Annotated in this window: 10 protein-coding genes; 5 read left to right on the top strand and 5 right to left on the bottom strand. The window is 36.7% G+C overall.

Annotated elements, in window-relative coordinates:
• Window positions 1-150: 150 nt before the first annotated feature.
• Window positions 151-1,371, bottom strand: a complete 1,221-nt coding sequence (locus LF887_RS08180) for a TCR/Tet family MFS transporter (protein WP_236858597.1) — start codon at window positions 1,369-1,371, stop codon at window positions 151-153.
• A gap of 169 nt (window positions 1,372-1,540) precedes the next feature.
• On the bottom strand, window positions 1,541-4,435 hold the full coding sequence (gene secD / locus LF887_RS08175) for a protein translocase subunit SecD (protein ID WP_236858596.1): 2,895 nt from the start codon (window positions 4,433-4,435) through the stop codon (window positions 1,541-1,543).
• A gap of 216 nt (window positions 4,436-4,651) precedes the next feature.
• Here secD and LF887_RS08170 point away from each other — a divergent pair, with 216 nt between their 5' ends.
• Window positions 4,652-6,022 carry a PQQ-dependent sugar dehydrogenase gene (locus LF887_RS08170; RefSeq protein ID WP_236858595.1) on the top strand — a complete coding sequence of 457 codons (1,371 nt, stop codon included), beginning with the start codon at window positions 4,652-4,654 and terminating at the stop codon, window positions 6,020-6,022.
• A gap of 157 nt (window positions 6,023-6,179) precedes the next feature.
• Here the strand turns inward: LF887_RS08170 and hemN are convergent, their stop codons facing one another.
• From hemN to LF887_RS08155, 3 genes are all read right to left on the bottom strand, one after another.
• Window positions 6,180-7,538, bottom strand: coding sequence for an oxygen-independent coproporphyrinogen III oxidase (gene hemN / locus LF887_RS08165; protein WP_236858594.1), 1,359 nt, complete (start codon window positions 7,536-7,538; stop codon window positions 6,180-6,182).
• 178 nt (window positions 7,539-7,716) lie between these two features.
• A complete protein-coding gene (locus tag LF887_RS08160; protein ID WP_236858593.1) occupies window positions 7,717-8,730 on the bottom strand; it encodes a WD40/YVTN/BNR-like repeat-containing protein in 1,014 nt (337 codons plus the stop codon).
• A gap of 48 nt (window positions 8,731-8,778) precedes the next feature.
• The gene (locus LF887_RS08155) at window positions 8,779-10,296 is read right to left on the bottom strand and encodes an amino acid permease (protein ID WP_236858592.1); all 1,518 of its coding nucleotides are present in this window, start codon (window positions 10,294-10,296) and stop codon (window positions 8,779-8,781) included.
• Between the two features lie 165 nt (window positions 10,297-10,461).
• On the opposite strand from LF887_RS08155, the gene pnuC reads away from it, so the two are divergent.
• From pnuC to mltG, 4 genes are all read left to right on the top strand, one after another.
• On the top strand, window positions 10,462-11,139 hold the full coding sequence (gene pnuC, locus LF887_RS08150) for a nicotinamide riboside transporter PnuC (protein WP_236858591.1): 678 nt from the start codon (window positions 10,462-10,464) through the stop codon (window positions 11,137-11,139).
• Entirely contained in the window at window positions 11,136-11,840 is a 705-nt protein-coding gene (locus LF887_RS08145) for a hypothetical protein (RefSeq protein WP_236858590.1), read from the top strand. The genes pnuC and LF887_RS08145 overlap by 4 nt, the downstream gene beginning before the upstream one ends.
• A 91-nt stretch (window positions 11,841-11,931) precedes the next feature.
• Complete coding sequence (gene dapF / locus LF887_RS08140) at window positions 11,932-12,699, top strand: diaminopimelate epimerase (RefSeq protein WP_236858589.1); 768 nt, start codon at window positions 11,932-11,934, stop codon at window positions 12,697-12,699.
• 33 nt (window positions 12,700-12,732) lie between these two features.
• Entirely contained in the window at window positions 12,733-13,758 is a 1,026-nt protein-coding gene (gene mltG, locus LF887_RS08135) for an endolytic transglycosylase MltG (protein ID WP_236858588.1), read from the top strand.
• Window positions 13,759-13,848 lie beyond the last annotated feature (90 nt).

Here is a 13,848-nt window from a genome sequence, read left to right as displayed (position 1 = left end):
ATCAGACTTGGAAACTCCAAAATGCAATAGAATAAACGGTCACATAACTCTATTACAATTTACGCAAATATTTAAAACACAGCAGTAAAAAAAATAAGGTTAAGATGAATTCGCACCTTAACCTTATCCGTTTTATTTCGTTTGTTATTGTTAAATTTTCCTCTTTTTCTGAAAGGCAGAATAGGTAACTCCTACACTGATGGCCATTAAAATAAATGCTAAAAAGAACGGCGCTCCTGAAAACTTGAACGGTGCTTCGTCATGCGTAAAGTAGTAAAACAGATTGGTCATCATCGGAGGTCCGATAATGGAAGTAGCACTCATTAAACTCGTAAGTGCGCCCTGAAGTTCTCCCTGTTCATTAGAAGGAACACTTTTGGTAATGACAGACTGTAAGGCAGGTCCGCAAATTCCTCCCAAACAATACGGGATTAAAAATACAAACATCATCCACCCTTCTGAAGCAAATGCAAACAGCAACATTCCTACCGCATAAAATGCCAGTCCGTAATAAATACTTTTCTGCTCTCCAAGCATTGGTGTTGTCCATCTGATCAGACCGCCCTGTACAAGACCTACCAACAGACCTACAACTCCCAATGAGATCCCGACCATTCTTTCTGTCCAGTTGAATTTATACATCGTAAAAAAGCTCCAGTTACTCTGTACGGCGTGACCAGCGATATAGATCAGTATTAATGAAACTATAAGTCCTGAAATCTCAGGATGCTTCCCTAAAAACTTAAACGATCCAACGGGGTTAGCACGTTTCCAGTTAAATTCTCTTCTTTTATCTTTATCTAAACTTTCTGGAAGGATGAAGTAGCCATAAAGGAAATTAAGCAGGCAAAGCCCCGCTGCCGCATAAAATGGAACTCTTGCGCCATAATGTCCAAGAACCCCGCCAAGTACGGGTCCTATGATAAATCCAAGGCCAAACGCAGCTCCTATAAGCCCAAAGTTTTTAGCTCTATCTTCATCTGTAGAAATATCTGCAATATAAGCACTTGCCGTAGTTACACTGGCTCCGGTAATCCCTGCAATCACTCTCCCCAGGAAAAGCCACCAAATCGTGGGGGCCAAAGCGAGGAAAATATAATCTACAGCAAAACCGAAAAGTGAAATCAGAATAATAGGTCTTCGTCCATACTTATCACTCAGATTTCCAACAAGGGGTGAAAATATGAACTGTGTAAATGCATAGGCAAATCCTAGCCAGCCTCCGTATTTTGCAGCCTCACTGATATCTGCATGAATCAGCTCTTCAATCAGTTTTGGAACCACAGGAATAATGATCCCCCACCCTGTAATATCAATAAGTAAGGTAATAAATATAAAGCCTATAGCTGCTTTTTTCTTTGAATTTTCCATGATGATGCAAAATTAATCAAATCTTAAAAATAATGGTTCTAAATTTCATTGTATTAAAAAAGTATAATATTCCCGGAACCATTTCTCATCAGGATCATTATTGACTGCTTTTTCTAAAAATAAAAAAGCCTTTCTTTCGAAAGGCTTTACTAATTTATTGTAGTTTGTATTACTTTGAAGCTAGTACTTCTTTTTCGGAAGTGGTCTTCCCATGCACTTCATCTTCTTTTCCTGTCTTAAGGAAATCATAAGCAATTGCTGATGCAATAAAGATGGATGAGTAAGTACCGAATCCAATACCGATTAACATCGCAAACATAAATCCTCTTAAGTTATCACCACCGAAAATGAAAATCGCTAAGATTACCAGGATCGTAGTAAATGAGGTGTTAAACGTTCTACCTAATGTACTTGAAATAGAGTCATCAAATAATCCCGCCAATGTTAATGATTTCTTCTCTCTCAGATATTCTCTAATTCTGTCGAAGATAATTACCGTATCATTAATTGAGTATCCTAATACAGTAAGGATTGCAGCAATGAAATCCTGATTGATCTCCATGTTGAACGGCATATATTTGTGAAGTAATGAATACGTTCCTAAAATAATAACCGCATCGTGGAATAAAGCCGCTACAGCACCTAGAGAGAACTGCCATTTTCTAAATCTGAATAAGATGTATAAGAAAATACCTCCTAAAGCAGCAATTACAGCAAGAATACCATGAGTCTGAATATCGTCAGCTACAGTAGGACCTACTTTTTCAGAAGAAATGATACCTGCGTGGTCTTTATCTGCAGATTTGAAATCATTCAAGGTAATGTTAGCCGGAAGATCTCCTTTTAACCCTTCGTATAATTTTTGTTCAATAGTCTGGTCAGCTTTTAAAGACTCATCTTCAATAAGGTAATCAGTAGAGATTTTCAGCTGATTAGCATTTCCGAAAGTCTTAGCTTCTACAGAAGAGTTTTTACCGTCTTCAGTTCTAAATAGTTTTACTAATTTTTCTTCAACATCGTTAGCATTAACTTCTTTATCGAATCTAACTACATAGTTTCTACCACCAGTAAAATCAATACCATATTTAAATCCGTGAGTAACCATAGATCCGATACAGATAACTGTTAATACCGCAGAAACAATATAAGCATATTTTCTCTTTCCGATAAAGTCGATCCACGTATTTCTGAATAGGTTCTTCGTAGGTGGAGTCCATACAGAAAGGTGCTTTCCTTTGTTCAGTCTGCTGAAGATCATTACTCTTGATAACAATACAGAAGTGAACAATGTCATGATAATACCGATCATCAATGTCAAAGCAAATCCTTTAATAGGCCCTGTTCCGAAGAAGAATAGTACAACTGCCGTCAATAATGTAGTGGAGTGACCATCAATAATCGCACTTAATGCGTGTTTGAAACCATCCTTATAAGCCTCTAAGATATTCTTACCGGCAAATAATTCTTCTTTCGTTCTTTCATAGATAATTACGTTTGTATCTACCGCCATCGCCATCGTCAATACGATACCGGCGATACCAGGAAGAGTAAGCGTAAAGTCTCCGGAATCCATAATTCCGAAAATATAGAATAAGTTAATTACCATCGCAATTACTGCATATACACCAGCTCCACCGTAGTAGAAAATGATATAAACAATGATAATTAAGAATGCAATAGCAAATGAAATCATACCTGCGTTGATAGACTCCTGTCCTAGAGACGGACCTACCTGAGTAGCCTGAACTACTTTTGCACCAGCAGGTAATTTACCAGCTCCTAAAACGTCTACCAATTCTTTAGCTTCTTCCTGAGAGAAGTTACCGGAGATTTGAGTTCTTCCGTTAGGAATAGCATTTACAACGTTTGGAGCAGTATAAACTCTACCATCAAGCGTTACCGCCACTGGTTTCCCTACGTTTTTCTCAGTCAGAGTTTTCCACTCTTTTGCTCCTTTAGAATCCATCTGCATATCTACTACCACTCTACTCAATTCATCGTAGCTGATATTTGCAGATTCTACAGCACCATCTACTGGAGCCTTTTGATTGATGTTACCTCTGATCGCATACAATACCAAATCGTCCGGGCTTGTAGCTTCAGGTTTGTAACCCCACATGAATTGTGTATATTTAATGTTGGCAGGACGTGAAGCCAATCCAATTTTACTGTTTAAAATTTTGTTTACAGCAGCAGTATCAGATAGTTTTACGTTCGCAACACCATTTGTTCTTAATTTGTCAAGCTGTAAAAGATTCATGAAGTTTACGTTCTTTGCAACTCCCATAGAATCTCCTTTTGCAGCAACAATACTTGTCAAGGATTGGAAATAAGGTGCGATTTCAGGAACCTGCTGTACTTCCCAGAATTGAAGTTTTGCAGAAGTCTGAAGCATTTTCTTCACTTTGTCGATATCCTTCATACCAGGCATTTCCACAGAAATTCTAGCTGTACCAGGTACTCTCTGAACGTTTGGCTGGATAGCTCCAAGCTTGTCAATTCTCGTTCTGATTACCTCGAAAGCTGTACCTACTGAAAGATCAATTCTTCTTTTAACAATACTTTTCACCTGATCATCAGTAGTGTTGTACTTGATTTCAGATAGATTGGTATTTCCGAAAAGTTCCGGATCAGCAAGCTTAAGGTTTGTTCCTTTCGCTTTGTTTACCGCATCGAACTGTTCAAAGAAGTTGTCGATGTAAGATTTTGTTGAGTTTTTCTGAGCCTCATCAGTCTTATTTAAAGCCTCAATAAGAACAGGGTTTGTTGAATAATTGGTTAAATCATTTACCAAATCTCTCTGGTTGATTTCCAATAGAACGTTGATCCCACCTTTTAGGTCAAGACCAAGTTTCATTTCCTTGTCTTTAGCTTTTGAATAATAAAGCTTCGTATACCCAAGATTAAGAGTATCTTCCTTGATCCGTTTGATCTCTTTCTCGTTTCCTTTCGCAGCTTCAATCTGCGATTCAATTTTGCTGGCGTACCAGGTTGGTAATAGCTCGTTTAAGCAGATCAACCCCAGGACAATAGCAACAATTGTAATAAGTCCTTTTCCTTGCATTTTGTTATAACTACGTTAAATTAAGTCGGCAAATATAATGATTTTCTGGTATTTTATGAATTTTTAACAACAGAAATGGTTTATTTTCAGATATATTGGTATTCTGACCTCCATTTAAGATTTAACAATTTTTTCATGCTATCATAATGAAGTCTTCAAAATTTGATTGGTACAAAATTTTCATTACTATTTCAACACACTAATCATCAATATATTATGAAAAAACTACTTTTTAGCATCAGTATTGTTTCTTCCTTAATTGTTAATTCTCAAAGCATTAATTTGGAAGAATTTGTGACCGGGCTTACCAGTCCGGTAGAGATTACGAATGCCAATGACAACCGTTTGTTTGTCGTACAGCAGAACGGTATTATCAAAATTATCCAGCCCAATGGAACCGTTAATCCAGCAAATTTTCTGAATATCGATTCAAAAATTATTTTTGGTGGCGAAAGGGGGCTTTTGGGGCTTGCTTTTCATCCTCAATACTCTACCAATGGGTATTTTTTTGTGTATTATAACAACCCAAGCGGAAATGTTGTTGTCGCAAGATACAGTGTCAGCTCTACGGATCCCAACATTGCAGATCCCAATTCTGAAAAAATACTATTGAACATTCCGAAACCATTCGACAACCACAACGGTGGAAGCATTCATTTTGCTCCTGACGGAAAACTCTGGATTATCACCGGCGACGGAGGAAGCGGCGGAGACCCCAATAATAATGCACAAAATAAAAATGTTCTTCTGGGAAAAATGCTGAGAATAGATGTAGATGCTACCGGCCCTTATAATATTCCTGCAGATAATCCTTTTGTAGGGGCTGCAATAGATGGCGCAGACGAAATATGGGCCTACGGACTACGAAATGGATGGAAATTTTCTTTTGACCTCACAACAGGAAATGTGATGATTGCTGACGTGGGACAGGGAGCCATAGAAGAGATCAACAAAATGCCTATCACTCAGGCAGGTTTAAATTATGGCTGGCGCTGCTATGAGGGAAACAATTCTTACAACCCTGCAGGATGTCCTGCACAGTCTACAATGACATTCCCTATTGCTGTGTATGATCATTCAGGTGGAAAATGCTCTATTACCGGAGGATATGTTTACAGAGGCTCTCAATATCCATCTCTACAGGGAAAATACTTTTTTGCAGACTACTGTTCTACTCAGATCGGAATACTGGATAATAATAACACGATCACATGGACTTCAGCCTACACTGGAAACAACTTTTCTACTTTTGGTCAGGATTCACAAAACGAATTGTATGTAGCTGCTGTTAACAGCGGAAAGATTTTTAAAATAAGTACGGGAACTCTGGGCACACAGGATAATAATAATCTGGGATCAGTAAAAGTGTATCCAAATCCTGCTTCTAAAGAAATCTTCATCAACGGAATTAAAGATAAAAATGCTACTGCAGAGATCATCAGTGCAGAGGGACGAAAAGTACTGGAAACTGATCAGATTGTCAATGGCAAAGCAATTGATATTTCAAAAATATCTGCTGGAGTTTATTTTATTAATCTGAAATCGGGAGACACTAAGTCTTACAGCCAAAAATTGATCATTAAATAGTTTTATTTTTAAAAACACTTCATTAAGGGCCAATCACTCTGTAGCCAAAAGGCAAGATATAAAGCGATGTATGATCCTTTGTGTTTTTGTTAAATACTATTTTTATAACTAAAATTTAAAGCAAATAAAAAGCGGTTCTAAGTGAACCGCTTTTATTTTATATCGTCATAGAGAAAATTCTCGTTTCGGGTTTATTTCTCATCATTCTGAGATCGAAAACCATGGCTACATTTCTGGTGAATGCTCTTCCTTCTTCTGTAATTTTAATTTCATTACCACTGATTTCAACCAATCCGTCATTTTCCATCTCTTTCAGCATTCCCAATGCATTTTCAAGCTCAGGGAACGAATTCTCTTCATGAAAAGTGGTCTCAAGCTGACACATCAGATTCAGAATATGTCTTCTTACGATCAGATCTTCTTCATTCAGAACATGCCCTTTCACTACCGGGATCTCTCCTTCTTCAACCATTTTCTGGTATTCTTCCACTGTTTTTACATTCTGCGCAAAAGCATACCATGAATCTGAAATCGCAGACATTCCCAATCCAACCATCAGCTGCGTATTGCTGGAAGTGTAGCCCATAAAGTTCCTGTGGAGCTTCTTATGTATCAAAGACTGATACAGATCATCATGCTCCAGAGAGAAATGATCCATTCCTACTTCAATATATCCTAAATCCTGAAGGAGCCTTTTGCCATCTTCATACAAACGGCGTTTTTCTTCTCCACTTGGAAGATCATTCTCATCAAAACCTCTCTGCCCTACTCCTTTTACCCATGGCACATGCGCATAAGAATAAAATGCTAATCTGTCCGGCTTCAGCTCCATTGTTTTTCTGATCGTATGCTCCATTGCTTCCCAATTCTGGTGCGGCAGTCCGAAAACCAGATCATGGCTGATTCCTCTATATCCAATTTCCTTAGCCCATTCCGTTACTGCTTTTACATTTTCAAAAGGCTGAATTCTGTTGATTGCTTTCTGAACTTTAGGATCATAATCCTGAACACCAAAACTTACTCTTCTGAAACCAAGATCATATAAAGTCTGAAGATGATCCTTTGTCGTATTGTTCGGATGTCCCTCAAAAGAAAACTCAGGATGTTCTGCAATGTCTACCGTTTCAAAAATTCCACTTAATAATGTTTTTAAATTCTCAGGAGAGAAAAACGTAGGAGTTCCACCACCAAGGTGCAATTCTTTTAGTTTTGGTTTCTCGTTGAAAAGCTCAAGATATAATTTCCATTCTTTTAAAACGCTTTCCAGATAAGGAATTTCCACACTGTGTTGTTTTGTAATCCTTTTATGGCATGCACAGAATGTACACAACGCTTCGCAGAAAGGTAAATGGATATAAATAGAAATCCCCTCCTCTGCATTACTCTCGTGAAAAGACCTTATTACGCTCTGCTTCCATCTTTCCGGTGAGAATGTAGTATCATCCCAATAAGGAACAGTAGGATAAGAAGTGTAACGCGGCCCGGGAATATTATACTTATCTATTAAAGAGTTCATTTTGAAAATTAAAATTTTATAAGGATAAGAAATTTAACATAATTAAATCTCCGAGCTACAAAATTAACCAATAGTTATGAATTTTAACCTATGAATTATATTAGGTTCTATTTTATAATGAGTCTAAATACGTATGGTCAGGCTTTTGTATAATAGTGATAAATTCTATATCTGATATTTAAAATTTTAATTTCATAATCACAATTCTGTCTTTCCCTGCAAAAACCAGGCTGTTACTATTGATCCATTGGCAGACGAAAAAACCTTTTTCATCGGAAATTTTCTTCCAGGTCTTTCCATAATCTGAAGAATAGCTGACATGCTGATCTCCCACTGCAATGATCTCTTTCCCCTTTGAGCCGGGCTTTATTTTCACACACGTCATATATCCTGCATTCTTTGCGGAGGCTTGAATCTGCCACGTTTCACCACCGTCATTGGTAGTCGCAATATTATTGACATTAGCATCCTGTTTGGTGTAATCTCCTCCTACTGCAATTCCGAATTTATCATCTTTGAAATCTAATGAGTACATCCCCTGTGAAGACTCACCCTGTATAAATGGTGTTTTAAATACTGTCAGGTTCTCATCTATCAAATTCAGTCTAATAATTCTTGAAGCCTTACCACCTGTTGCAATCCACATATAGCGGGAAGCGGATGAAATATTGGTATTGCTGGCAGCAAAAGCAGCTTCACCCTCATTCAATACTAAACTATTTTTAAGCATACTCCATTTTCCATCCTTATATTTTGCCAGTTTCAATACATGATCCTGGTCTGCATCACTAAAAGTGTAGGCAAGTTTATCATTTACGAAATGTAGAGCATCGTAAAATGCTGTTTTCGCCGAATCTTTAAAAACAATCTGTGATTTAAGATCTTTTTTATCAATTGTAAAGAAATAGGCCGGACTTTCGATATTGATGGTATAAAAACACGTTTTATCCTGAGCTAATGTTCTGAACTGAAGTTTTCCTTCTGAGAGCTTAATCTGCTTTTGTTCTTTATAATTCTTAAGATCTACAAATCCAAACTTGGAATCCGTACCTGTATACCAGACTTTATTATTATACAGCTCAAGTGCTCTGATGCTTATTTTATCACTGAAAATCGTTTCAACGCTTTCTACCTGTTGAGAAAATGCACTGATTCCTATAGATAAGAGTAAAATGGCGGATATTTTTTTCATAATGAATTTTAAAACAAAAAAACCGCCGAAGCGGTTTATATTATATAATTAATCTAAGTCCTTATATTTTTCAGGATTATTAAGTTTACTATTTGATTTTCCGTAAAGGAAGTATACTAAACCTCCCAAGAATAGCCATACTGCAGAAAGCTCTAATGCATGAGCACTCAGGTTAAAAATCAAATAAATATTAATAAATACACCCAGCGTTACAACTATTTTATAAGCAGGAACTTTAAAAGGTCTGATCAGGGCCGGTTCTTTCTTTCTCATCACCCAAACAGCGATGCACACTAACGTAAATGCAAACAAAGTTCCGAAACTTGTCATATCTGCCAATGTTGAAATTGGTGTAAATGCAGCAATAAATGCTACTACAACTCCTAACAGAATAATTCCTTTGTAAGGTGTTTTTGTTTTAGGATGAAGCTGACCGAAGAACTGAGGAATCAATCCATCTTTAGCCATTCCGATAAAGATTCTTGATTGTCCCATCATCATTACCATTACTACAGAAATCAATCCTACAGTAGCTGCAATAGTTACTACGTTACTAGCCCAGTGTTTTCCGGCAATTTCAAAAGCATAAGCTACAGGCGCTTTGATTGCGTCAGGATATTTACCTTCCGGGTTAAAGTCTGAATAATGCATCATCCCAGTCAATACAAGAGATACACAGATATAAAGAGCTGTACAAACCAACAATGAAACGATAATTGCAAAAGGCACATCTTTTTTAGGGTTAATCGCTTCTCCGGCCTGGGTAGAAACAGCATCAAAACCAATATAGGCAAAGAAGATGGCTGCAGCTCCGGAAATAATACCTTTGATGCCATAGGCAGAGACCATATCACCTTCAGAATTTTTAATTTTTATCTGATCGGGAATAAAAGGTTTCCAGTTTTTAACACCATCTACAGCGTTATAAAGATCTGTATTTGTAAAAATAATATAAACTCCTGCAATAATTACAAAGATAACGGCAGAAGTTTTCATTAAAACAATCAGGTTATTAGCTCCTGCTGCCTCTTTAGTTCCTTTAACCAGCAATGCTGTAATCAGTAAAACAAGAACAAATGCAGGCAGGTTCATGGAAAACCCCTCTCCTGTGTAACTTGCCGGGTCTGAGGTAAGATAGGTGGGTAAATGAATATTAAATATTTTCAAAAACTTGTTAAAATATCCGGACCAGCTCACGGAGACTGCCATACTTGCCATAGCATACTCCAGGATAAGACACCAGCCCATGGCCCAGGCAAAGATTTCCCCCACAGTACCATATGCATAGGCATAAGCAGAGCCTTCTACAGGAATAATAGAGGCAAATTCAGCATAGCATAATGCTGCAAAAACGCAGGCTATACCTGCTATGATAAAGGAAATGGCAAGTGCAGGACCTGCATGATAATAGGCTCCCGTTCCGGTAAGAACAAAGATTCCACCACCGATGATAGCACCCACTCCAATAGCTGTTAAACTCCATTTCCCGAGGACCTTTTTCAGCTCACTTTTCTTCATATCTGCCTCATAGGCACTTAGTGGTTTTTTAACCCAAATTTTCGACATGTTTTTTTATTTATTAAGGATTTACGAAAATATAAAAAATTTAGAGACTCTCACGTTTATCGTTAAAATTTCATCATTTATTTTACATTAAAAACTTTAAAAACCTGACCAGCACCTGATTTAAAGCATTTCGGAAAGTAGTAAATTTTGTTTATTTTTGAACACATGAATTTATATGATCTTTTTATAAAGCCTTATGAAAATTATGATGCTTTACAGATTATACTGGAAGCTTCAGGAGCAATATTCGGCACTCTGAGTGTGTATTTTTCCATTAAAAAAAATATATGGGTATACCCCACAGGTATCATTTCTACCTTGATTTATGTTTATATCCTTTTCAATTTCGGTTTACTGGGAGACTGCCTGATCAATGTCTATTATTCCGTAATGAGTGTCTACGGATGGGTCCTGTGGGCAAAGAATTCAAAAGATCATATTCATGTGGATGTTACATGGGCCACCAGGAAGGAATGGCTCTACGCAAGCATTCTTTTTATATTGAGCCTGGCATTGGTCACTCTTATTTACTATTATAAACCTTATATTGACAACAAGTTTTCAATGGACGGAACCAGCCTTGGGTTATATCATTTGGACTGGGCCAATTGGCTGGATGTATTTACCACTTCAATATTTTTAGTCGGAATGTGGTTTATGGCCAAACAACGCATTGAGAACTGGATTTTCTGGATTGTCGGAGATTTCATCTGCATGCCTATGATGATTTTTAAGGGTCTTGGTATCACTTCGGTTCAATATTTGGTATTTACTATAATGGCTATCTTAGGATATCTAAATTGGAAAAAAAGTTTTAAAGAAAAAAGTACAATAAAGTCATGAAAAATTTATTTAAAATAGCAGTCACTATTTTTGCTATTACCAGTTTAACATCTTGTTTAGCATATTCTGACGGATATGGTTATAACAGCGGTTACGGTGACCCATATTATAATAATGGATATTATTATGCCCCTTCCGGCTATTACGGAAGTGGTGGATATTATGGGAATGATGGGTATTATTATAGAAACAACGTCAATTATTACTATGATAATGGTGTTCCTTATTATTACTATAATGATAATAACAACAGAAGAAAAGTATATGTAGAGAGACGTTCGTCAACAACGTCACAGAGACCTGCTAACGGATTCCAGAATACACGTACTACCAATAGTAATGGCTCATACAATAACGGAGGTGGTTTCAATAACAACGGAAACAGAAACAACAGTGGCGGGTTCAGAAACCAAAACAGCGGTTATCAGAACAGTCAGGGAACCCAGAACAACAGTGGCTTCAGAAACCAGAGTAGCGGTGGTTTCAGAAACCAAAGTACTGGCAATCAAAATACTCAGGGAACTCAGAATAATAGTGGTTTCAGAAATCAAAACAACGGAAGCTCCAACAATAGCGGCTTCAGAAATTCTGAAAGCACCAGCAGACCGGAGCCTTCATCAGGTGGGGGATTCAGAAACAGCTCAGGCAGCCAAAGCAGCAGTGGCTCTACAAGACAACAGAGCGGCGGCGGCTTTAGATAAAACGATTATAAATAACAAAACGAACAGTTAACACTGTTCGTTTTTCATTTTAAATATATTAATTTTGCTCCTTCATTTTAGACAAAAAAATATGGAATTTTATAAATATCAGGGAACAGGAAATGATTTTGTAATGGTAGACAACCGTGATCTGCAATTTCCTAAAGATAAAAAAAGTATTGAAAAACTATGTGACAGACGTTTTGGAATAGGTGCAGACGGACTTATTCTATTGGAAAACGATGCTGATTACGATTTTAAAATGGTCTACTACAATTCTGATGGCGGCGAAAGTACCATGTGTGGAAATGGAGGAAGATGTCTGGTAGCTTTTGCTTTTTTCCTGGATATTTTTGAGGATAAATGTAAATTTATTGCAACAGACGGAGCGCACGATGCTGAAATCCACAATGGAATCATCAAGTTAAAAATGATTGATGTGGATACTATTTCAAATGACGGAAACGATTTTGTGCTGAATACCGGATCTCCCCATTATGTAAAATATGTAAAAAATCTAGCTGAATATAATGTGTATACTGAGGGAAACAGCATTAGAAATTCAGAAAATTATAAGGAAAACGGCATCAATGTCAACTTTGTTGAAAAAATTTCTGAAAATGAAATTTTTGTAAGAACCTATGAACGAGGCGTTGAGGATGAAACTTACAGCTGCGGAACCGGAGTTACAGCTTCTGCTTTAACTTTTCTTCAAAAACACAATCTAACCTCTGTAAAAGTTAAAACTTTAGGTGGAAATCTTAAAGTATATGCTGAAAAAAACGGAAATTCTTTCTTCAAAATATGGCTAGAGGGTCCGGCAAAGCAAGTTTTTAGAGGTAAAACAGATCTTCTTTAAAAACAGGAAAACTTTTAATCAACATATTTAAGAATGAAAAAAGCTATTCTCATTATTATTCTGCTTGTTTTTGCAGTTGCAGGATTTTTTGGTTTGAGATTTTATAATAAATATTACGGAAATAACGTAGAGAAAGAAGGCTATGTTCTGATTCCTCATAAGGCAGGTTTCAAACAGATTCTGGACTCTATTGCTCCCTATATTAAAGACAGAGAATCTTTTGAAGCGGTAGCTAAAGATAAAGGTCTTGACAGTAATTTTAAAGCCGGACGTTATCATATTGAGAGCGGAACCGGAAATACAAATCTTGTCAATATGATTAAAGCAGGTAATCAGACTGCAAATTCTTTCAGAATCGGAGATTTTGGAGATATGTATCAGATGATTGGCAAAGTGAGCAAAAAAACGGAACTGGATTCTTTACATTTCATAAATGATCTTGATGTTGTTGCAAAGGAGAAAGGATACAAAGATGTTGAAGATTTGAAAAAATATTTCTTCATTGATACGTATAATTTTTATTGGACAGTAAGCCCGAGAGAATTTTTTTCAAAATTTGAAGATCAGTATAATGATTTCTGGACAAGTGAAAGAAAAAATAAAGAACAGCAGTCCGGTCTTACAAGAGATCAGATTTATGCCCTGGCTTCTATTGTGTATAAAGAGTCCGGTGGAAAGAAAGATGAAATGAGAACGATCGCAGGATTATATTTGAACCGTTACAGAAAAGGAATGAAACTTCAGTCTGATCCTACGGTGATCTATGCAATCAATAAGCAGACTAATTTTAAAGAATCTATTAAAAGAGTATTATATAAGCATCTGTCTACTCCATCTCCTTATAACACTTATGCTAATGCGGGGATTCCTCCGGGTCCTATTTGTGTGGTAGATAAGAATTCAGTGGATGCTGTTCTGAATGCAGAAAACAACAATTATATATTTATGTGTGCTGATCCTGCAAGATTTGGATATCACAAATTTACAGCAAGCGCTGAAGAGCATGCTGTGAATGCAAAAGCTTATCAGGACTGGCTCAATTCAAAGAATATAAAGTAAGTGTAGAAAGCACCTAAAAATTTATACAGCTAAAAAAAATAAATCATAATATTTTGGAAATCAAATTGATATGGATATTCAAAATATTAA

The sequence above is a fragment of the Chryseobacterium sp. MEBOG06 genome, assembly GCF_021869765.1.
Lineage (GTDB): Bacteria > Bacteroidota > Bacteroidia > Flavobacteriales > Weeksellaceae > Chryseobacterium.
The sequence above is the reverse complement of the archived record's forward strand: the minus strand, read 5'-3'. Positions and strand labels throughout refer to the sequence as shown.

What these genes read in the sequence shown, in the direction of transcription:
- LF887_RS08180 (WP_236858597.1), bottom strand. Translation starts at nt 1,371, where the DNA reads ATGGAAAATTCAAAGAAAAAAGCAGCTATAGGCTTTATATTTATTACC.
- secD (WP_236858596.1), bottom strand. Translation starts at nt 4,435, where the DNA reads ATGCAAGGAAAAGGACTTATTACAATTGTTGCTATTGTCCTGGGGTTG.
- LF887_RS08170 (WP_236858595.1), top strand. Translation starts at nt 4,652, where the DNA reads ATGAAAAAACTACTTTTTAGCATCAGTATTGTTTCTTCCTTAATTGTT.
- hemN (WP_236858594.1), bottom strand. Translation starts at nt 7,538, where the DNA reads ATGAACTCTTTAATAGATAAGTATAATATTCCCGGGCCGCGTTACACT.
- LF887_RS08160 (WP_236858593.1), bottom strand. Translation starts at nt 8,730, where the DNA reads ATGAAAAAAATATCCGCCATTTTACTCTTATCTATAGGAATCAGTGCA.
- LF887_RS08155 (WP_236858592.1), bottom strand. Translation starts at nt 10,296, where the DNA reads ATGTCGAAAATTTGGGTTAAAAAACCACTAAGTGCCTATGAGGCAGAT.
- pnuC (WP_236858591.1), top strand. Translation starts at nt 10,462, where the DNA reads ATGAATTTATATGATCTTTTTATAAAGCCTTATGAAAATTATGATGCT.
- LF887_RS08145 (WP_236858590.1), top strand. Translation starts at nt 11,136, where the DNA reads ATGAAAAATTTATTTAAAATAGCAGTCACTATTTTTGCTATTACCAGT.
- dapF (WP_236858589.1), top strand. Translation starts at nt 11,932, where the DNA reads ATGGAATTTTATAAATATCAGGGAACAGGAAATGATTTTGTAATGGTA.
- mltG (WP_236858588.1), top strand. Translation starts at nt 12,733, where the DNA reads ATGAAAAAAGCTATTCTCATTATTATTCTGCTTGTTTTTGCAGTTGCA.